Origin of the sequence: Paenibacillus sp. cl123, from assembly GCF_900101595.1 — a bacterium.
GTDB lineage: Bacteria > Bacillota > Bacilli > Paenibacillales > NBRC-103111 > Paenibacillus_G.
In genome coordinates this window covers 161515-182496 of record NZ_FMYY01000003.1, presented here as the reverse complement: position 1 = coordinate 182496, position 20982 = coordinate 161515, and the positions used below count along the sequence as shown (strand labels likewise).

Genomic DNA, 20982 nt, shown 5'->3' with positions numbered 1-20982 from the left:
TGTATACAATAGAGCTCTCCGCCATGCTTAGCTGCATGGCAGAGAGCCTTTTTGTGCGGTCGGCGCTTCACGCTAAGCCGGGCTTGGCCTATTAACGGTTGCGCTTGAATACCCATAGTCCCTGTGCTCTGTACACCAGGCGGAATTCGTTCCGAAGCAGACAGCGCGCGGCCGGAAGCAGACGGAGACCGACTGAGAGCAGATTCCGGCAAGGCTGGGCGCTGCCGATCACGCAAACTCCATCGATAATCCGCGTATTCCGGGAATTCCGGTGAAACCGGATCGTGACGATATCCGGACGATTGTTAGCCATATCTATCAACTCCTTCCCCTCCTGACATAGAATAGTAAATGCAGGAAGAGAAGCGCTCGAAACGGACAAACATGGAACAAGCTTGCAAACCGGCAGCTGACCCGCGACTGCTTAGGCCCGAAGCTGGGGCGAGGACATCGAACTGAGCGCTCGAGCAGCTGGAGACCGGCAAAGGAAAAAGGTCTCCCTCTCAGGAGACCTTTCCAACGGTGAAATTTGGTAACTGCCTTGAATCTTGCATCGAAACCTCGGTTCTTACCGCATCACGCTAACAGTACGGGGTACTGCACGAACGTGTCTTTGGCACATCCCTCCGCTTCTACCTCGATTCAAAAACAACTTCCTTGGTCGAAACCGTTCTGATGCTCAACGGAACCACACCTCTCTTGTCACCGTTGAGAATAGAATGCGCGCAACCCATCATTTCTATACGCGAAACTACCGATTTCTTTCCTGGGCCTTCTGCAGCCGTTCTGCTCGGCTATTCCTTGATCAACACAACCGTACCGAGCGGCATATGCCGGTATAACCATTCCACATCACGGTTCAGCATCCGGATGCAGCCCGACGATACGCTTGAACCGATCGCATATGGCCGGTTCGTACCGTGGATGCCGTACGTGTACCCCCCGGTGCCCGGCACATTAAGTCCCATCCACCGAGTCCCGAGCGGATTGGCGGGATCCCCCCCCGGTATTTGCTTGCGCACGTACCAGGGCTTCACAATCTTGGTTACAATCCGGAAGGTGCCGGTAGGCGTAAGCCCCTTGCGGCGTCCTGTTGCTACAGGCATCGTTCGGATAATTCGGCCATTATGGACGACCGACAGCCGGTTGGTCTTTTTCTCGATGATGAGATAAACGCCCTCCTCCTGCAATCCCATCAACAGCTGCTCGTTCGCCGATTTTTGCGCCGGCGGGACAGCAGCATGCGTTGAAGCTTGACCCGCCGCCAGGAATGCCGCGAGCAGGAGAATACTTAGAGCAACCCGTATTCGTGCTTGAGAACATTTCACTAAACTTCATTCCTTTGCTAGTCCTACTGCCTCTACGCACAGCTACAGATATTGTTTACGGAAGCGGCATGCGCGTATTCACCGCGATCTCATTCCTTCGCTCGCAAAGTCTGTCAGCCGCTGGTTATCGCAAGGCAGGCGGCGCAAAGAAGCCCTGAGCATACGCGGCCGTATGCCCAAGGCTTCCTCCTGCTATTCCCGCTCCAGACCGGCCGCTCCTAACTCCATCATCCATCCACGGCTAGCCGGCCAGGGCCAGGGTCCATTCATCCTATTACTTCTATCTGCACCTGTTCCCGTAAAGCTTCCACCACTCCAGCGTCCACGTGGCCAGCCCGGTCGTTCAACGCATTGGCCGCAGCCGCAGCCGTGGCCAGCCGAAGAATATCGGCATAAGGCAAGCCCTCATGCAAGCCGATAGCCGTACCCGCCATATAGGCGTCGCCGCAGCCTACCGTATTGACCGCTTCGATGACCGGCGGCTTCACCCGGTAGGCCAGCCCTTCGTACAAGGCAAGCGAACCTTCGGAACCTCTCGAGACCTGAATGCAAGCTGTCCGATTGCCCAGCCCGCGCATTGCCTCCAGGATAGCAGCCTCCGTCTCGAAGCTGCGGCCCTCGATCGCCGCCAGCTCCTCTTCATTGGGCTTGATGGCGTAGGGTCCCGCCTCTATCCCGCGGATGAGCGCTTCACCGCTCGTATCGAGCAGTGCTTTGGCTCCGGCCTGATGAATATCGGTCAGCAGCTCGGCATAGAAGCTTTTCGGCACCCCGGCAGGCAGGCTGCCGCTGAACACGAACAAGTTGGCTTCTTCTGCCAGCTTCAACAGCTTGGCGCGGAATGCGCTCATTTCTTCATCCGAAATGACCGGACCCGGCTCCAGCAGTTCGGTCGAGCTGCCGTCCGCTTCCATCATATTCAGGCAAAGCCGGGATTCGCCGTTCACCGGGACAAAATCATGGCGTATGCCCTGCTTATCCAGCCCGCGACGAATAAATTCCCCATTGCTGCCTCCCGCGAAACCGGTGGCCAGCACAGGTCTGCCCAGCTGAGCGATGACCCGGGCCACATTGATGCCTTTGCCTCCGGGCTCGGCGAGCACGCGATCCGCTCGTGTAACCCGCCCTTTTTCCAAATGGTTGACATAATACGTCTTATCGATGGCCGCGTTCAGCGTAACCGTAACGATCATCGATGGTCTCCGGCTCTGCCGATCGAGCCCAGCATCCGCATTTTCTCCATAGCGGCAGCCTTTACCGCTTTTTTGGCCGGAACCATATATTTACGAGGATCGTTTTCATCCGGATTGGCGGCAAATACAGCCTTGATCGCATCCGAGAAAACGATACGGATTTCCGTGGCGATATTCATCTTGGACATCCCGAGGCTAATGCAGCGTTTGACCTGCTCTTCGGGAATCCCCGAGCCTCCGTGGAGGACAAGCGGCACACTCACCTTGCCGGCGATGCGCTCGATCCGGTCAAAATCGATCTTCGGCTCACCCTTATAGATCCCGTGGGCGGTACCGATCGCAGGGGCCAGCGTATGCACCTGCGTCAGCTCCATAAACTTCGCGCATTCGTCCGGGTCCGCCATCAGCGCCTCATGCTCGGCGACGACGATGTCATCCTCTACGCCGCCTACCTTGCCCAGCTCCGCCTCCACATTTACGCCGGCGGCGCGGGCGATCTCGACCACCTTGCGGGTCTGGCGGACATTTTCATCGAACGGATGCATGGAAGCGTCGATCATGACCGAGGTGTAGCCTGCGCGAATGCATTGAACGATCAGCTCGAACTCAGTGCAGTGGTCCAAGTGCAGCGCGATCGGGACAGAAGAACGGTTCGCAGCTGCGGTGGCCGCCGCCGCCAAATAGTCGGCCCCGAGATGCCTGACCGTACCTACCGTCGACTGCAAAATGAGCGGAGATTTCGTTTCTTCGGCCGCTTCCACGACCGCTTGAAGCATCTCCAGGGTATGGACGTTAAATGCTCCGACTCCGTAGCCGCCCGCGCGGGCCGCTTCCAACAGAGGGGTAGACGATACAAGTGGCATAGGTGTTCGCTCCTCGTGATTAAAGTATGGGACAGAATCAGATTTTGACGACCTGAGTCAGGTTCCGCGGCGAATCGGGATCGACCTGGCGCTTCAGCGCCGTGTAGAAGCCGAGATACTGCAGCAGAGGCAAATAAAGCACCGTACGGGCGTCATCCGACAGCTCGGCTCCCCCAAGCTCAAACACGCTGTCCGCGAACTCGGTGTCCGCTCCGGCCCGGGCCGTCACGATCAGTACGGTCGCGCCGTACTCCTTCATCTCCTGAGCCACCTTCAGTTCATAGGAACGCGCTTCCTCCGACAGCAGCAGGCAGACGAGCGAGCCCGGCTCGACGATCGACTTCGGACCGTGGCGGAATTCCAGCGTGCCATAGGCTTCCGTCCATACATACGACATTTCCTTGATCTTCAGGCAAGCCTCAAGCGCGATCCCGTAATAAGTGCCCATGCCGAGATAAATAAATTTATGAAGCTCCGTGCCGTCTACGAACGGCTTGATAAAGGCATCGGCCGCTTTAACGACCTGGGCATCAGCCTTCGCGACCTCGACCAGTTGGCTCACGAGTTCGGGACGCCCCGACGCTTGAGCGATCGCGGCCTGCATCAGAAACGTCATGCTGCTGAACGACTTGGTCATGACCGTGCTCTTCTCCTTGCCCTTGGGCGAGACGAGCGCAGGCGCGATCTGAGCCATCGAGCTGTCCTCATAGCAAGTGATCGATGCGATCCGCACATTCGGCAAATCCTTGACTGCATTCAACGCCAGTACGACCTCCGTCGATTCCCCGGAGCGGGATACGCCGATAACCAGATAGCGGCGGCTCGGCGGCAGCGCCTGACGCTGGAACAGAAACAGCTCGGAGGATGGGAACGCGGTCGCGCTTTTGCCCAGCCAGGAGCGAAAGGTGGAAGCCATGGACAATGCCTGGTAATAAGACGACCCGCTGCCGATAAATACAACCTCGTCAGCATCGTTGTCCTTCAAGTACGTCTGCACCCAATCAGCCTGGCGTGCGAGCTGGGACAATGCCTCTTCAAGCGCCTCCGCCTGCGCGGAAATTTCCGGATAAGTGAATTGACCGAATGAAGTCATGTTCAGGCTCCTCTCTCATTTACCGTTATTAATGATAATATACGTCATTATTTTGATTTTTTCAATCAAAATTTTGATTTATATTTCGCTATGGAAAATGAAAAAGGATCTCGCCTCCCAAAACATGGGAGTGAGATCCTCTCGAAACGGCGCCGGGGCAGCCTTTGGTCCGCGTTAGGTGAGCCGGTTAAGCTTTCGGCTTACCGGATTCGTCCTCTTGCTGATCGCGGGTCAGCAGCGCAGCTCCGGCGATGCCGGGATTCGTCATCTCGTACGGGTCGAGGATCAAGTTAAGCTCATCCTCTCTCAGTACATCATACAGCAGGCATAATTCACGCACCGACTTGCCTGTTTCGATCGCCTCACGGGCGATCCGGGCAACCGGCTCATAGCCCAGATGCGGGTTAAGCGCCGTGATGACTCCGACGCTGCGCTCCACGTATTCGCGGCAGCGCTCCACATTCGGCTCGATGCCGTCCAGGCAGTGGGTTTTGAACACTTTGAACACTTGAGTCATCATGCTGAGCGATTGCAGCAGATTGAACACCAGCACCGGCTCCATGACGTTCAGCTCCAGCTGGCCGGCCTCGGATGCCAGGCAGATCGTGTGATCATTGCCGATGACCTGGAAGGCAACCTGATTGACGACCTCGCACATGACCGGGTTCACCTTGCCCGGCATGATCGAGGAGCCCGGCTGTCTGGCCGGCAGGTTAATCTCATTGAATCCTGCCCGCGGGCCTGAAGCCATCAAGCGCAGATCGTTGGCGATCTTGGACATATTGATCATGCATACCTTCAGAGAAGCGGACACCTCCGTGTAGGCATCCGTATTCTGCGTAGCGTCAACCAGATGCTCGGCGCTGTGCAGCGGGTAGCCCGTCAGCTCGGCGAGCAGCGCCGCCACCCGGTGAATATAGCGAGGGTCGGCATTGAGACCGGTGCCCACGGCTGTTGCTCCCATGTTGATTTCATACAGATGCTGGCGCGTTTGTCCGATTCGCGTGATGTCTCTGGACAACACGCGGCGGTAAGCCTCGAATTCCTGACCGAGCCGGATCGGCACCCCGTCCTGCAGATGGGTGCGGCCCATCTTGATGATGCCGTCGAACGCCTTGGCCTTCTCGCGGAATCCTTCGTGCAGCTCTTCCATCACGGCGAGCAGCTGATCGAGCATTCGCAGCACCGCGATATGAATCGCCGTCGGAAACGCATCATTGGTGGACTGGGCCATATTGACATGCGTGTTGGGGCTCAGCATGAAGTAATTGCCCTTGTCGCCGCCCAGCAGCTCGATCCCACGGTTCGCAATCACTTCATTCGCATTCATATTAATAGAGGTGCCTGCGCCCCCCTGAATCGGATCGACGATGAATTGCTCATGCCACTGGCCGGCTATAATCTCGTCAGCAGCCTGTACGATGACCTGCCCGAACTGGGGCTTCAGCTGGCCGATCTCCATATTAGCTAACGCAGCGGCTTTCTTGACCGTAGCCATCGCTACGATCAGCTCCTGATGGATGCGATACCCTGTTATCGGGAAGTTCTCCACGGCACGCATCGTCTGAACGCCATAATAAGCGTGCAGCGGAACCTCCTTCGCTCCCAGAAAATCCTTCTCAATCCGAAATCCAGCCTTCGTCATGACAACTCATCCTCTCGAACCATCGTATGTACTTTAATTTTGTTCCGGTCCAGCAGGACCGCAAGGAGCATAGCTCCCTCCCCATACTAGCAAACTATGCCGGCATAAACAAATAGGAGCATCAGTCAATCCACCGTCTTCATTTTAAACAGCTGATGAAGCCCCAGCGTGGCTGCTCCTATGGCCGCGCCGTATTCCTTCCAGTAAGGGGCCTGCACCGGCACGGGCGCTTCCCTGCGATTCCAGCCTTCATAATGGCGGATGCGCGCGGTCAGCTCGGCAAGGTAAGCTTCATGCTCCGAGATCCAACCGCTCAAAATCAACTGCTCGGGGTCGAGCAATTGGACCATGTTGCCGCAATAGGACGCGATACGCTCGGTGATCTCCCCCAGCTCGGCCGCATACGGCGCTTCCCCCTGAAGACCGAGCCGCACGAAGCGGGCTATCTTCTCGTCCGGCTCTCCTTCGCCGAATGCCTCCGGATATTGCGCGGCAAGCCTCGCAGCCAAAATCTCCGTGCCATAGGGATAGAAGTCGCCGATCATCCCGGCCTTCCCGGCTACGCCCCGGTAAATCTGGTCGCGCAGCACCAGGCCGGCTCCGACTCCGTAGCCGATCAGGATGTAGACGATCGTATGCAGCCCTTTGGCCGACCCGCTGAACCGCTCGGCGAAGCCTGCGGCGTCCAGATCATTGACCAGTCCTACCGGCAGACCGAGCGCTTCGTGCAGCATCCGGCGCAGCGGCATATCGCGAACCTGGAGGTAATCCGAGTAGATCAGCCTGTCCCGCTCTTCATCCAGCCAGCCCGGCAAGGACAATCCGACCCAGCGGATGAGCTCGCGCGGAACGCGCTCCTCCGCGACAAAGCCGTCGATCATGGCGGCCAGACCGCTGCGGATTTCCTGCTCGCCGATCAGCTTCCGCAGCGGCTTCATCGCCATGACCTTGCCCCGCAGATTCAGCAGCACGCAACGGGCCGGCGCATTGGACAGATCGAAGCCCAGCACAAACCCGTTGTCCTCGCGGATATCAAGCAGCGTCATCCGCCTGCCTACCCCGGAACCGGATGTGCCGGTTTCATGAATCATGCCTTCGCGGATCGCGTCTTCCATCAGAACGGACACCGTAGTCGGACTGAGCTTCGTGCGTCTGGCCAGATCCACCCGTGAGATCGGCCCATGATGATACACCAGATGAAGAAGCAGCGATTTATTGATGTCCCGCAGCATCTGTTGATTTCCAATTTTGCCCATTGTATCGTCTCCGAACTTCAAATTCCGTGCTATCTCTTGTCTTTTCGCTTCATTATAGCACCAATCCCTTTGTTCCGACAGCCGTGCTTGCCGGACGACAAGCGCGGCTGAACAAAAACGGATTGATCTGCAGCGTATGACAGACCCATGAAGAATCAAGTAGTCCCGCCACCTCGCAGTGTGCTGGAGACTTTCACTCCTTAGTCGATTGCGCTACCAAGCGCACAGAAAACCGCAGACCGTCATATCGACAGTCTGCGGCCCGCTGAAGTACGGCTATAGCTCGCTCAAAAAACGGATAATCTTATCGTGCATGCCCGGCAAGCCTTCATGGGCGAAATCCGGGTAAATCTCAAGTTGTACGGGAGCCTTCATCTTGTTGATGGCGGCGAATTGCGTGGACGGCGGGCAGATCGTATCCACAAGCCCGACTCCGATCAGCACCTCGGCTTCGATACGGGGAGCCAGATTCTGAATATCGATGTAGCCGAGCCGCGTGAACAGCTCCTCTTCCCGCTGATGCTGCGGATCAAAATGCCGGAAGAAGGTCTTAAGCTCCGCGTACGCATCCTTGCACAGGTCCATGTCCCACACACGCTTGTAGTCGCTCAGGAACGGGTACACCGGAGCCGTCCGGCGAATGCGCGGCTCGAGCGCTGCGCAGGCGATGGCCAGCGCCCCGCCTTGCGACCAGCCGGTGGCTCCCACCCGGTTTTCGTCAACCTCCGGGAAGCCCATGACGATCCGGGCAAGCTGAGCCGTATCCAGGAAAATATGGCGGAACAGCAGCTCATGCGGATCGGCGCTGTTCAGGCCGCGGATAATGTGTCCGTGATGCGTATTGCCGGCTACGCCTCCCGCATCCTCGGACCTGCCGCCTTGTCCGCGCACATCCAGCGATGCGATCGAGAAACCGAGGGCGGCATAGGCCAGCTTATCCGTCCAATCTCCGCTGCTGCCCGAATATCCGTGAAACTGGAGCACGGCCGGATGCGGAGCTTGGGCCTGCTTCGGCCTGACGTATTTGGCATGCACCCTGGCTCCCTTCACTCCTGTAAAGTAAAGATGGAAGCACTCGGCGAATGGCACCTGAAATTCGGCGGGCACCAGCTCCACCTGCGGGTCGACGGCTTTCATTTCCTCCAGCGCCTTCTCCCAGTAAGCGTCGAAATCGGCAGGTCTCGGAGTGCTTCCTTGATACGACTTGAGCTTTTCCAGCGACATATCAACGACAGGCATGATCATCATCCTTTGCGACTATAGATTTAAGAAGTATCAATAACATCCCTACTAAATTTACAACATGTTCCACAAGTCGTAAATAAGAAAAAACGGCTAGCGTCCGGATGCATAGGATCTCTGTGTGCCGCTCCCTGCCTTCGGCGCGAAGGAGGGCCCGCTACAGGGGCCAACCGCTCCTGAAGTCGTGACCAGTTGGAATGATATGGCGGCAAATACACGAATTCCTAGGAAGCTCGTAAAACGTTTCACCTCACACCACACCAACTCCCCAAATACGAACACCCGTAGCCTCGGCAACATCTGCCATAATACCTGCGCCGGATCATTATTTATCTCTGAATTCGGATAGGTGAGCCCTGTCTGCCGCTTGAACCGTTTAATGAAATACTTCGTGTTGCGGTATTCGACCGGAAAGCCGAAACTAAGCTACATGAACGAATAGGCCGACATTCAAAACGCTACCGATCGGCAGTCGCAGGAGGAGAAACATATACGAAAAAACATACAAAACGAGCCCCACTGGCGGTCACAATGGGAAATATGTACGAAATTCCGTTCAAAATGCAACCAAATGGTGGTCGAGATGGGGGGAATATACGAAAAAACGTACATAACGCCACCGACTGGCATTCAAGATGGGAGGAATATGCGGAATTTCGTTCAAAACACGCCACCCAACGGTCACCCTTTATTTTCCCCGCTTCAAAGGCTTGAATGGAAGGCCACCAGAAACGTCTTCAGCTCATAAGGCTTAATCGTGCAGCTTAGTTCCGGGCCGGTCACCGGCTCTCCCTCGGGCTCTTCAAGCAGGCTGCATGCCTGCCAGGAGACAATATCATACTCGCTGGTTATCGTGATCGTCCCGCGATTGCCGCCATATTCATGCAGCCGGAGCACGACCTTGTCTTGATCCTCCGCCTTCTTGACCGAGTCGACCATCACATGCGCTCCGCCCGAGATGGCGAAAAGCGAGGCCGGCGCCGATGCAGCCGCCCCTGCGGATACAGACAGCGGATGGTTCAAGGCATATGCCGCCTGTACGGTTCCGCCCTGCAGCCAATCTCCGGCATGCGGGTACAGCGCATAGGTGAACCGGTGCTCTCCTTGGTCGGCCGTCGGGTCCGGCACTGCCGCCGACTTGATCAGCGTCAGCCGGAGCCGGTTATCCTTGATATCGTAGCCGTATTTGCAATCATTCAGCAGACTGACGCCGTAGCTCCGCTCGGACAGATCCGCCCATTGATGTCCCACGCTCTCGAAGCGGGCATAGTCCCAGCTCGTGTTCCAGTGCGTCGGACGTTTCACATTGCCGAACTGGATATCGTAGGTCGCTTCCGTTGCCCGGATATCCACCGGAAAAGCTGCCTTAAGCAGCTGCCGCTGCTCATGCCAGTCGACAGCCGTATCGAAGTCGATCCGCCGGCTGCGCGCATACAGGACCATCTTCTGCTTAACGGACGAGTCCATATAGGTCCAGCGGAATTCCACCGTCGCGTACAGTTCCCCCAGCTCCGTTATCCGCACCTCTTGCAGCTCCTCGATCGTCCGCTGCTTCTCTTGGTAGAACAGATCAATATCCCATGCCTCATGCCGGCTTTTCGGCTTATCCTCAAATACTTGCAGCACATTGCCCTGCATGCCCGGCGCGAGCACCTCGCGATTCTCCTGCTTGTCATAAATACGGACCAGATGTCCGGCTGCATTCCATTCGATGACGTAATAAGGCGACTCGATTCGTCCCGGCTCAGCTGTAAAAGGAATCTCCGGCCCCCCGGGAGCGGAAGCCGCTTCCTTGGACGGCGCTGCATCCGGAGTAAACGCGATGACGGCATGCCCCAGCGACGGCACCGACGGCACCCGCACCAGCCAGCTGTTCTCCGCCTCCGAGCGCTGCGCCTCCAGCTTCTCTCCGCTGGCGCCGTACCAGCGGCCCTCCCCCAGCTGGGCGGCTCCCGAAATCGCAACAAGCTCCGTCCGCTCCCAGGACGAGCTGTTCCAAACGGTATAGCTCCGGCTGCCCGGAGCCGGGGCCCCAGCGGCCCGATGATTCGCATCAGCCGCGCGGGACGATTCAGCCTCCGCATCGGCGACGCTCCGTCTCTCCGGAGCCGGGGCCCCAGCGGCCCCATGATTCGCGCCAGCCGCGCGGGACGATTCAGCCTCCGCATCGTCGCCGCACCGGCTAACTGCCCCTTCGCCTGCCCTTGTCAATGCGCCGTCAGCCTGCTCCCATACTTGCCGCGCGATCAGCTCGGCTTCTGCATATTCCTCCCGGCTGTCCTCGTACACCTCCCGGATGGAGGAGCCGGGGATAATATCGTGAAATTGATTGCGGAGAATGATCTTCCAGCCCGCATACAAGGCAGCCTGAGGATACGACCTCCAGCCCGCTGCAAGCGCCTGGCGGACCGCCAGCCATTCGGTTTCCTTGTAAAGCAGCTCAAGCTTCCGGTTCATCCGCTTGTTATAAGCTTGGCTCGTATAGGTTCCGCGGTGCAGCTCCAGGTACAACTCGCCGTCCCAGGTATGCACATACTGCCCCGTCTGATCCACAGTCTCCTGCAGCTCCTCGAAGAAAGCATCTGCACGCCCCGTAGTCACCTGGGGCAAACCGGGCAGCTGGGACAGCCTCCGCCGCATCTCCAGCATATCGCGGTTTACGCCTCCCCCGCCGTCTCCATAACCATATGCCAGCAGCAGCTTGCGGTTGACGGACTTGTCCCGGTAGCCGTCCCAGATGCCCTGGACCGTCTCCGCCGTTACCGCTCCGTTATACGTGTAGAAAAAGCTGCCTTCTGCGCCCCCGGGGTCCGGAGTCGTGATAAAATGCGTTAAAATCTCCGTCCCGTCGATCCCTCTCCAGCGAAAAGTGTCATGCGGCATCCGGTTATACTGATTCCAGCTGATCTTCGTTGTCATGAAGGCCCGGATGCCGCTTTGCCGCAATATTTGCGGCAGAGCCCAGCTGTAGCCGAATACATCGGGCAGCCACAGATACCGGCAGGTCACGCCGAATTCCTGTTGAAAAAACCGGATGCCGTACAGCAGCTGCCGCACGAGCGATTCGCCCGACGTCAGATTGCAGTCCGCCTCCAGCCACATCGCGCCCCCCGCTTCCCAGCGCCCCTCCGCCACACGCTCCCGGATCGCTTCATAAATCTGCGGATAATCCGTCTTAATGTATTCGTAGAGCTGCGGCTGCGTTTGCAGAAACACATAATCCGGATACTGCTCCATTAGCCGCAGCACCGTGGAGAAGGAACGGGCGGCCTTCTCCCGGGTATGCTTCAGCCGCCACAGCCAGGCGACGTCGATGTGCGTATGCCCGATGCATTGGACCGTCACGGCATGCTGCTTCGGCAGGCAGGTCAGCCGCTCCTGCAAAACCTGCTGCGCCCGGACGACGGATGCGTAGAAGGCTTCCGAGCCCGGTCTGGACCAGTCCAGCAGCAGGAAGGCTTCATCCAGCGCAGCTAGCAGCTCATGACGCTCCGCCCGGCCGTCTCCGAGAAGCTTGACCGTATCCAGCATCGCCCGGCCCGTATAATAAAGATCGTCGGCAGCCTCATCCAGCCAGCACAGATCGGCCCGGCGGAGAGTATGCTCCAGTACGGCCCCGCTGTCATAACCGCCCAGTCCCGACCACAGGCGGAACACAAGCGGCAGCGTCCGGCCGGCCGCATCATCCGGGAGCATCACCTCGCGATGGTTCGTATCCACGCCCTGATAGGGCTGACCGTCGATAAACAGCAAAGACTCGAAGCCGCTATTGCCGCCGCCGCCCGTCAAGCCGAAGTCGAAGACTCCGATCGCCCGTCTGCTCTGCCAGTGAGCCGGGACCTCGGCTTGCGCCTTCAGCCAGATATAGCGGTCTCTGCCCGTCCAGCGTGCCCCCCGCTCGGCGGCGGCCGCCCGGCTGAGATCGGGCGGATAAGCGCCGACCTCTCCTTCCGCATCTTCCTGCCACCCGCAGGCAAGCGGTATGGCGTCCCGATAACGGTATGGCTCCAGCATGCGGATACGGTCTTCCAATTTTTCTACAGTCCAATGCATAGGAAACACTCCTTTTCGATTACATTTGATAACACGTTATATCATCAACCAAACCAAACAAAACGAAGCAAAGCAGAGCAGAGCTCAGCCCCCCTACTCTGCCTGGTTTCGTTCAGAACGCGGTCACCCGCCCACCATAGGGATGCCTGGCGTGCTTTCCCGCTGCACGAGCGTTGCCGGCACCCATAGTTTAGGGGAGGCTTGCGGGTGCTTGCCTTCGATCATATCCAGCAGCCTTCCGGCCCCCGCTTCCCCCATTGCCAGATAAGGCACCTCCACAGACGATAAAGCCGGCACCATGTAGGCATTGGCTCCCATCGTATTGTCGGCAGCCATCACATACAGCTCTTTTCCAATCCGCAGGTTCAGTCGATGCGCCGAGCGATAGAGCAGCAAACCTCCGCGCGACCAATTAGCCAGCAACGCGGATGGACGCGGGAGCTGCCGAAGCCGCTCATCCCACCAATCCGCATCTTCTCCGTCAGCTTTGCAGGTCCAGACAGTCTCCGGCAGAAGCTTCTCTCGCATCCAGTCCTTATAGGCGGCGAGGCGGTGGCGGTCTCCCCAATTGGGCGCGTATTCCGGCCCGTTGTACAGCTCGACATAGATGGGCGGCAGCCCTGTCAGCTTATATAGCTCATCCAGCGCCAGCCGGATGCTGGCCCCATAATCGAGCAGGACGGACGGGACATCCTCCCTCTCCGGATACCCTTCGACCGACATGTACGGCAGCCCCGCTTCCTTCACCATGGCGGCCCATTTATCGTCGGCATAGCCGGTAACATCTTTCGTCAGCAGCCCGTCGATCCTCCGCTGGTTAAACAGCGCAATCAAGGACTGCTTGCTCTCCAGTCCGTTATATCCATACAGCAGCAGGTGGTAGCCCCGTTCGGTGCATACGCGCTGAGCCCCCTGCAGCACCTGCAGGAAAAACGGATTATCCAGGTTGCCATAAGCCGCTATGCAGCCGCTTTTGCCGGTCCGCATGCTGCGAGCCTGCGCGTCGACGCTGTAGTTCAGCTCTTCTATGGCCTTCAGCACGTCTCTGCGTTTCTCTTCGCTGACGCGAATTCCGGGCGTGCCGTTCAGAACAGCGGACACGACGCCGCGCGAAACGCCGGCCAGCTTGGCTACATCATGACTCGTAACGCGTTTGTTCAATTTCCTCACCTCAGCTTCACCCTTAAGATAACACGTGTCAAAACTCCTGGCAACTGTTCTTTACCGGAGGTCGATCATCGTCCGGTCAATAGCCGGAACACCGGCCGTTTCCACCTCACCATTTCCGCTTCACAGGCTGCTGCCGCGGACTCCGCATCACAGGCTCCGCGGCAGCAGCCGGAACGCAGCAACATCCGCTCCTGCGCCCGGTCCCGAGCTATTCCCTACCGGCTTGTGACGGGAAATGCGATCTTGAATCTTGTCCCGACGCCAGGTTTGCTCGTCACTTCAACGGACCCTTGATGCCGCTGGATGATCTGCCGCACGGTCGCGAGGCCCAGTCCCACTCCTTCCAGGCCCTTGGCATTGCCCAGACGGGTCAGCGGGTTAAAGATGGTCGGCAGCTCCGCTTCCTCCATCCCCATGCCGTTATCCTCCACATAAAAGCAGCATACATCCGGGCTGGCAAGCCGTATCGTTCCGATCGCAATACGAGGGGGGCGACCCTTTGCATGGTATTTGATCGCATTGGCCAGCAGATTCTGGAACAGCTGATACATCTGCGTCCGGTCCGCCTCCAGCCGGGGCAGCTCATCGAGCTTTACGACCTCTCCCCCCGTCTCCTCCAGACGGCTGCTCAGATCGGATACGACGTCCTGCAGCACCTCGTTCAGATCGACCAGGTCATACGCCATCGCCTGGGCGTCCACGCGTGCGAACGCCAGCATATCGGTAATCAGCCTGTCCATGCGCCGGGCCGAGGAGGCAATCTGCTCGATCGAGCTCCGGCACCGCTCATTCATCCCTTCCGCATACTTAAGCAGCAGCAGCTCGCTCAGTCCGGTAATGACATGCAGCGGATTTTTCAAGTCGTGCGACACAACCTGGGCGAACTCGGCCAGGCTGCGGTTGCTGCGCTCCAGCTCACTCTGGATCAGCTCCAGCTCTTTCTGCTTCCGGTTCAATTCGAGAAAAACCTTAACCTTGCTGAGCAAAATATCTACGTCTACCGGCTTGAATAAATAGTCGACGGCCCCGGACTCGTAGCCTTTAAACACACTTTTGTCCTCCGTGTTGATCGCCGTGACGAAAATGATCGGAATGCGCTGCGTATCCTTGTTGCTGCGGAGCAGCTCAGCCAGCTCAAAGCCGTCCATCTCCGGCATATTGACATCAAGCAGGATCAGAGCGAAGTCGTGACGGAGCGTGAGCGACAGCGCTTCATTGCCCGAATAGGCGGCATGCACCTCACAAGGCAGCGTTCTCAATATTTTGTCCATGGCGTACAAATTTTCCCGGCGGTCGTCGACGACCAGAATTTTGGATTGCTGCCTCTCCAGGCCATGATTCATAGATGCTCTCCTTTCTCATTTCCGCTTGCGGGCGGCAGGTCTCCCAGCTCGTTCAGCAGCCCGGCGATCTCCTCCAGGTCCAGAATATAGTCCGGCTCCGCCGTCCGGATCGCCGCCAGCGGCATCGTACCGCATTCGGCGGTTAGCGGATTCTGCACGACGGTGAGGCCGCCTGCTCTCTTAATCCGGCGCAGCCCCATGCTCCCGTCCCCGCTTGCTCCCGTCAGTACGACCCCGATACAATGCCGCTCGTACACATAAGCCGCGCTCTCGAACAGAACGTCGATGGAAGGCCGCGAATGAAGCACAGGAGGATCGACAGACAAGCTCAAGCTGCGGTCCTCCTCCACCAGCAAATGGTAGCCGGGAGGGGCAAGATAAGCACAGCCGGGAAGCACATACTCCTTATCATCCGCTTCCTTCACCCGGATGGAGGAGCGTTCGTTCAAGTGCTCGGCCAGAAAGCTTTCGCTGCCTTCCCTCGTATGCTGTACGATCAATAGCGGCAGCGCAAAGCGGGGGGAAAGCAAAGGCAGCAATGTCCCAAGCGCCTTCAACCCGCCTGCAGACACGCCGATGACAACTGCTTCGTAGCTCATTTGCTTCCGCCTCCCATTTTTCTAGGTGTACGTAAAGCCCGATCTAGGTCAACGGCTTGCGGAAAATACGCCAACGCGCCGAGACATCCTCATAAGAGCCCCGCAAGGATGAGAACTCCAGGGACTCCTTGCTGCCCAGACATAGAAACCCGCGGTGAATCAGGCTTTGATCGAACAGCCGGAACACCTGATTCTGCAAATGCCGGTCGAAGTAGATCAGCACATTGCGGCACACAATCATATTCATGTCGCCAAAGGCGTGATCCGTCACCAGATTATGAGCGGTGAACACGATGTTGCGCTTCAGCTCCTCATTCATCTTGGCCATCTGGTATTTCGCATGATAATAGTCGGAGAACGAGGCTTTCCCCCCGCTCAAATTATAATTAACCGTAAATTTGCGGATGGCGTCCAGCGGATAGATGCCCTCTTCGGCTGTCTGCAGCGATTGCTGATTCATATCGGTCGCATAGATCTGGACGCGGTCGTAGAAGCCTTCTTCCTGCAGCAGAATCGCCATCGAGTATACCTCTTCTCCCGTAGCGCATCCCGCATGCCAGATCTTTACGAACGGGTATGTTTTGAGCACCGGGATAACCTTCGTCCGCAGCTCCAGGAAAAAGTCCGGATCGCGGAACATCTCGGTTACCGTCACCGACATATTGGTCAGCAGCTCCCGGATAAAGCCTTCATCATGCAGGATGAGCGGTATCAGCTCCGACAGATGGACGAGCCCGGCCCTTTGCCTGATGTAGTGCAGCCTTCGGAGCAGCGAGGAGCGCGCATATTGGCGGAAATCGTAGCCATGCCCCCGGTATACCGCCTCCAGCACCAGGTCCGCTTCCAGCTTTTCCGTTTCTTTCTCCGTCATCATGATTCAAAGAGCCATACGCGAATTAACGACAACAATTTATCGGCGTCTACCGGCTTGGTCATATAGTCGTTGGCTCCCCCTTCGATGCATTTCTCACGATCGCCGGCCATGGCCTTGGCCGTCAGAGCAATGATCGGCAGATGCGCGTAGAGCGGGTTGCCGCGGATCAGGCGCATAGCCTCGTATCCATCCATAACAGGCATCATAATGTCCATAATGACCAGCTCGATGCCGCGCTCGCTCTCCAGCTTCTCCAGCGCCAGCTTGCCGTTGTCGGCCATGACCACGTCAAGTCCGTGCTGGCGAAGCAGCCGGGACAACGCGAACGTATTGCGCAGATCGTCGTCGACAAGCAAAACCTTGCGGCCTTTCAAGCTTTCATCGGACTCCAGCGCGGTCCGGATCATCTGGCGCTGCTTCTCGGGGAGCGACTTCTGCACACTGTGGAGAAACAGCGAAACCTCGTCGAGCAGCCGCTCCGGAGAATTGGCCCCCTTGATGACGATGCTGTCGGTGAACCGGTTCAGGTCCTTGTACTCCTCTTGCGTCAGCTCCTGACCGGTGTTGATGATCATCGGAGGAGTCTCGATGCCCGGATCGGAGACAAGCCGGTCGAGCAGCTCCTGGCCGGTCATATCCGGCAGCTTCAGATCGAGAATCACACAGTCGTAGGCATGGCTTCTGATTCGCTCAATACCTTCTTCTCCGGTAAATGCGCTGTGAATTTCTAACTTCTTATGCTTCAGCAGCTCGTAGATGGCCTTCTGGTTGCCGGTATCGTCCTCGATGACCAGCACCTGCTTAATGCGCTCGTTCAGCACATGCTCGATCCGTTCGAAGACATCATCAAGCTCCTTGCTCCCGATCGGCTTGGCGAGGAATCCGACCGCTCCCTTCATCAGGGAAGCTTTCCCCGCATCCATGCCCGAGATAATATGCACTGGAATATGCCGGGTATCGTCATCGTACTTCAGATGATCCAGCACCTTGAGACCGTCCATGTCCGGCAGCCCCAGATCGAGCAGGATGGCGCTCGGCAAATATCGCCTGGCCAGCTGAAGGCCGCTGAAGCCCTCTCCCGCCACCAGGCTCAGGAAGCCCTTCTTGCGGGACAAATCCCGCAGCACCGCGGCGAAGTCAGGATCGTCCTCGATAATCAGGATCGACTTCTCCTGACCTGCAGCGGTCAAGGCTTGTCGGTCGTCCGGGATAAGCTCCCGAATCGGGTACAGTCCTGCCGGAGCGGCCTGTCCGTCGCCCTCCGCCCGTTCGGCATGATCAGCCGGCGAAGCGCCTGCCGCCGCCTGCTGTTCCGCTATCCGAATCTCCTCGGCCGGCGGAGCCGGGAGAGACGCTTCCGCCGCAGCCTCCGGCTCAAGAGGCAAATACAGTGTGAATGTGCTGCCCGCCCCTTCCTCGCTCTGCAGATGCAGCACGCCGCCCAGCAGTCTGGTCAGCTCGCGGGAGATGGTCAACCCAAGCCCCGTCCCTCCATACTTGCGGCTTGTAGAGCCGTCCGCTTGCTGGAACGCCTCGAAGATCGCCTGCTGCTTGCTCTGCGGAATGCCGATGCCCGTATCAGTAACGGAGAACGCCAGCATACCGCCCCCACCTTGTCCGGCAGCCGCAGGAATCTCCTGCTCCGGCCGGTAAATATGAACCGACACTGCGCCGCGATGTGTGAATTTGAACGCATTGGACAACAAATTTTTTAATACTTGCTCGACGCGCTGACCGTCCGTTACGAGAAGCTCCGGCACATCGCTATCCACCGTGATGTCCAGTCGCAGGTTTTTATCCTTCGCCACCGGCTGGAATTGCACCTGCAAGTTCCGCACGATCATGTCGAGGCGGACCGGCTCTATCCGGATATCCAGCTTGCCGGCCTCCACCTTGGACAGATCGAGAATGTCATTGATCAGACTCAACAGGTCCAGCCCGCCGCTGTAAATTACCTTAGCCGATTCGATCTGGTCCTCGGTCAGATTCCTCTCCTCATTGGCAGCGAGCGACTTCGCCAGAATCAGCAAGCTGTTGAGAGGCGTCCGCAGCTCATGGGACATATTGGCCAGAAATTCCGATTTGTACCGGCTCGTCAGCTCCAGCTCCGCAGCCTTCGCCTCCAGCTCTTTTTGCGACTGCTGGATGAACGCGTTTTGCTTCTCGATATCCGTCTTCTGCAGCTGGAGGTAATTCGTTTTCTCCTCCAGCTCTTCATTGATGGTCTGCAGCTCCTCGCTCTGTACGCGCAGCTTCTCCTCCGACTGCCTCAGCATCCGGGTCTGCTCCTCCAGCTCCTCGTTGGCCGTCCGCAGCTCTTCCTGCTGGGCTTGCAGCTCCTCCGCCAGCTGCTGCGACTCGTGGAGCAGCTCTTCCGTCTGCTGCTTGCTCATCATGCTTTGGATCACAACCCCCAGCGTGCCCGACAGCTGCTCCAGCAGATCTTCCTCCACCTCGGTAAACGGCTTGAACGAAGCCAGCTCCAGAACAGCGATTGTCCGCTCCTCGAACAACACCGGAAGCACAAGCACGGCGAGCGGCGCGGCGGCCCCCAGTCCCGAGCCGATCTGCACATAATCGTCAGGCACTCCGCGCAGTTGAATCGTCTTGCCTTCCAGAGCGGCCTGGCCGACCAAGCCCTCTCCAAGCGCGATCCGGTTGGACAAGCTTTTCCGCTCCCGGAAGGCATAACTTCCGTACAGCACATAGACGGGTTTGGAGGAATTGGTGTTCTCCCGAATATAAAATACCCCTTGGCCCGCTCCCACCAGCGTACAAACTTCCGAAATCAGCAGGCTGGCCAGCTTCTCCAGGCTTTCCAGCCCCTGCGACATGCCTGTTAACCGGGCAAGCTGCGTCTTGAGCCAGAATTGCCGCTCGTTCTCGAGCCTCGCCTCCTTCAGGGAGGTCAGCATATCGCGCAGCGCTATGCTCAGTACATCGCCTTCAGACTTGGGCGTTATCTGTTGACTATAGTCGCCCTTCGTGATCCGGTCTGCCTGATAGATAACATCGCGCAAGCTGTCGATCATCTGTTGAAAGGCTACGCTGAGGTCTCCGATCTCGTCCTTGGACGATACGGTCACCGACGTCTCCAGCCTCCCTTCCAGAATGTGGAGAGTGGACTGCTTCAGCTCCCGAATCGGTTGCAGCAGCAGGCGCGCAACCAGCAGACTAAGGAGCAGCGCCAGCAAGAGCAGCAGCCCGTTGGTCACCGCCACAGCAATCAATTCGTTGCGCGAAGCCTGCTGAATAGCTCTCATCTCCGCGACCAGCGCCTCGGATATGGTGTCCTCCGTCTTCTTCATCTGGTCGATATGTTCGGTAGACACTTGAAACCAAGCACCGGGGTCCAGATTGACAGACTGCCCCGGCGCTGTCGCCTCCACAAGCTGTCTCTGGCGCGCTATCTCGGCGACTGCCCGGCTGGATTGCGTGGATCTATGCAGCGCCAGCGCCTCGGGATCGGCGAACGTTTCGAAGATTTGCCCGTACACGCGCTGCTCATTGTCCACTTGGCCAAGCCGCAGCAGATTAGCCGGCTCCAGCCGGTTCTGCGACAGCACCTCAAAGATCAGGCTGCGCTCCTGGCTCGCTCCATACTTGCTGCGGGAAAAGTTCAGCAGAGCGGATAGCATTTGCGAAACCCTGACATCTTGGCTTAACGTCTTCAGACTCTCATTAGATAGAAAAGCTTGGGACACCGTGTCCCGGTAATATTGCACCGACTGTTCATAAGTCGATTGCCCTGCGATCATCTTGGCGCGGACCTCTGCCATCGTATCGAGCCGCTCGGCCAGCGTTTCAAAACCGCTCCAAAAAGACTTGTCCATCAAGCGGCCGTCCATTTGCCCGAAAGCTTCCCGGAAGACATTGACGCTGCGGTCCGTTTCTCTCTGCTGAGCCGTCATTGCCGACATCTCGGTCTCCTTCCGGGAGCCGAACATCGTCGACACCAGGCCGCGTTCGATCTGAAGCTCATGAATCAGCTCGTTGGTTGCCACCGCCAGCCTCGTCAATTCCTCCAGCCGGCTCATGCTGTTCAGATGCTGGATCTTCTCTCCTACAGCCGATATGGAGAAATACAAAACGCCGAGCATCGGCAAGGCGGTCATCAGGAGAAGCTTATGGATTAATTTCAGGTTTTTTAACCATCCCATCGTATCGTTCCTCGCTTTGTCTGCTCTAGGGTCGGCGTTCATCCATCACGGGTGCGCCTGTTTAATAATCTAGAAATATTCTCCGGAGATGGGCAAATTCCTGCCGGATGAGCCAGGCTGCCGGACAGAACCGCCGTCCCGCGGGATCGTTCGCTCCTCTCAC

Annotated in this window: 14 protein-coding genes; all 14 read right to left on the bottom strand. The window is 57.9% G+C overall.

Annotated features, from left to right (window positions below; genetic code table 11):
- Positions 1-91: 91 nt before the first annotated feature.
- Positions 92-313 (bottom strand): hypothetical protein, encoded by a 222-nt coding sequence (locus BLR08_RS07390; protein WP_072328552.1) that lies wholly within the window; start codon positions 311-313, stop codon positions 92-94.
- A 481-nt stretch (positions 314-794) separates the two neighbouring features.
- Positions 795-1328: a L,D-transpeptidase gene (locus BLR08_RS07385; RefSeq protein ID WP_256257430.1), complete on the bottom strand. Its 534-nt coding sequence runs from the start codon at positions 1326-1328 to the stop codon at positions 795-797.
- A 266-nt stretch (positions 1329-1594) separates the two neighbouring features.
- A complete protein-coding gene (pfkB, locus tag BLR08_RS07380) occupies positions 1595-2521 on the bottom strand; it encodes a 1-phosphofructokinase (RefSeq protein ID WP_072328551.1) in 927 nt (308 codons plus the stop codon).
- The gene (gene fba, locus BLR08_RS07375) at positions 2518-3384 is read right to left on the bottom strand and encodes a class II fructose-1,6-bisphosphate aldolase (protein WP_072328550.1); all 867 of its coding nucleotides are present in this window, start codon (positions 3382-3384) and stop codon (positions 2518-2520) included. The genes pfkB and fba overlap by 4 nt, the downstream gene beginning before the upstream one ends.
- Positions 3385-3421: 37 nt before the next feature.
- Positions 3422-4477, bottom strand: coding sequence for an SIS domain-containing protein (locus tag BLR08_RS07370; RefSeq protein WP_072328549.1), 1056 nt, complete (start codon positions 4475-4477; stop codon positions 3422-3424).
- Positions 4478-4664: 187 nt separating this feature from the next.
- Entirely contained in the window at positions 4665-6122 is a 1458-nt protein-coding gene (gene aspA, locus BLR08_RS07365; RefSeq protein ID WP_072328548.1) for an aspartate ammonia-lyase, read from the bottom strand.
- A 125-nt stretch (positions 6123-6247) separates the two neighbouring features.
- The gene (locus tag BLR08_RS07360) at positions 6248-7378 is read right to left on the bottom strand and encodes an ROK family transcriptional regulator (RefSeq protein ID WP_072328547.1); all 1131 of its coding nucleotides are present in this window, start codon (positions 7376-7378) and stop codon (positions 6248-6250) included.
- Between the two features lie 276 nt (positions 7379-7654).
- Positions 7655-8617 (bottom strand): acetylxylan esterase, encoded by a 963-nt coding sequence (locus BLR08_RS07355; RefSeq protein ID WP_072328546.1) that lies wholly within the window; start codon positions 8615-8617, stop codon positions 7655-7657.
- Between the two features lie 705 nt (positions 8618-9322).
- Positions 9323-12673 carry an alpha-mannosidase gene (locus BLR08_RS07350; RefSeq protein WP_072328545.1) on the bottom strand — a complete coding sequence of 1117 codons (3351 nt, stop codon included), beginning with the start codon at positions 12671-12673 and terminating at the stop codon, positions 9323-9325.
- A 123-nt stretch (positions 12674-12796) separates the two neighbouring features.
- Positions 12797-13843: a LacI family DNA-binding transcriptional regulator gene (locus tag BLR08_RS07345; protein WP_256257429.1), complete on the bottom strand. Its 1047-nt coding sequence runs from the start codon at positions 13841-13843 to the stop codon at positions 12797-12799.
- A gap of 215 nt (positions 13844-14058) precedes the next feature.
- On the bottom strand, positions 14059-15186 hold the full coding sequence (locus tag BLR08_RS07340; RefSeq protein ID WP_072328544.1) for a sensor histidine kinase: 1128 nt from the start codon (positions 15184-15186) through the stop codon (positions 14059-14061).
- On the bottom strand, positions 15183-15785 hold the full coding sequence (locus BLR08_RS07335; protein ID WP_072328543.1) for a chemotaxis protein CheB: 603 nt from the start codon (positions 15783-15785) through the stop codon (positions 15183-15185). Before BLR08_RS07335 ends, BLR08_RS07340 begins: the two co-directional genes overlap by 4 nt.
- 43 nt (positions 15786-15828) lie before the next feature.
- Positions 15829-16656, bottom strand: a complete 828-nt coding sequence (locus BLR08_RS07330; RefSeq protein WP_072328869.1) for a CheR family methyltransferase — start codon at positions 16654-16656, stop codon at positions 15829-15831.
- Complete coding sequence (locus BLR08_RS07325; protein ID WP_072328542.1) at positions 16656-20819, bottom strand: response regulator; 4164 nt, start codon at positions 20817-20819, stop codon at positions 16656-16658. Before BLR08_RS07325 ends, BLR08_RS07330 begins: the two co-directional genes overlap by 1 nt.
- Positions 20820-20982 lie beyond the last annotated feature (163 nt).

What these genes read in the sequence shown, in the direction of transcription:
- BLR08_RS07335 (WP_072328543.1), bottom strand. Translation starts at nt 15,785, where the DNA reads ATGAGCTACGAAGCAGTTGTCATCGGCGTGTCTGCAGGCGGGTTGAAG.
- BLR08_RS07360 (WP_072328547.1), bottom strand. Translation starts at nt 7,378, where the DNA reads ATGGGCAAAATTGGAAATCAACAGATGCTGCGGGACATCAATAAATCG.
- BLR08_RS07370 (WP_072328549.1), bottom strand. Translation starts at nt 4,477, where the DNA reads ATGACTTCATTCGGTCAATTCACTTATCCGGAAATTTCCGCGCAGGCG.
- BLR08_RS07350 (WP_072328545.1), bottom strand. Translation starts at nt 12,673, where the DNA reads ATGCATTGGACTGTAGAAAAATTGGAAGACCGTATCCGCATGCTGGAG.
- BLR08_RS07325 (WP_072328542.1), bottom strand. Translation starts at nt 20,819, where the DNA reads ATGGGATGGTTAAAAAACCTGAAATTAATCCATAAGCTTCTCCTGATG.
- BLR08_RS07340 (WP_072328544.1), bottom strand. Translation starts at nt 15,186, where the DNA reads ATGAATCATGGCCTGGAGAGGCAGCAATCCAAAATTCTGGTCGTCGAC.
- BLR08_RS07355 (WP_072328546.1), bottom strand. Translation starts at nt 8,617, where the DNA reads ATGCCTGTCGTTGATATGTCGCTGGAAAAGCTCAAGTCGTATCAAGGA.
- BLR08_RS07330 (WP_072328869.1), bottom strand. Translation starts at nt 16,656, where the DNA reads ATGACGGAGAAAGAAACGGAAAAGCTGGAAGCGGACCTGGTGCTGGAG.
- pfkB (WP_072328551.1), bottom strand. Translation starts at nt 2,521, where the DNA reads ATGATCGTTACGGTTACGCTGAACGCGGCCATCGATAAGACGTATTAT.
- fba (WP_072328550.1), bottom strand. Translation starts at nt 3,384, where the DNA reads ATGCCACTTGTATCGTCTACCCCTCTGTTGGAAGCGGCCCGCGCGGGC.
- BLR08_RS07390 (WP_072328552.1), bottom strand. Translation starts at nt 313, where the DNA reads ATGGCTAACAATCGTCCGGATATCGTCACGATCCGGTTTCACCGGAAT.
- aspA (WP_072328548.1), bottom strand. Translation starts at nt 6,122, where the DNA reads ATGACGAAGGCTGGATTTCGGATTGAGAAGGATTTTCTGGGAGCGAAG.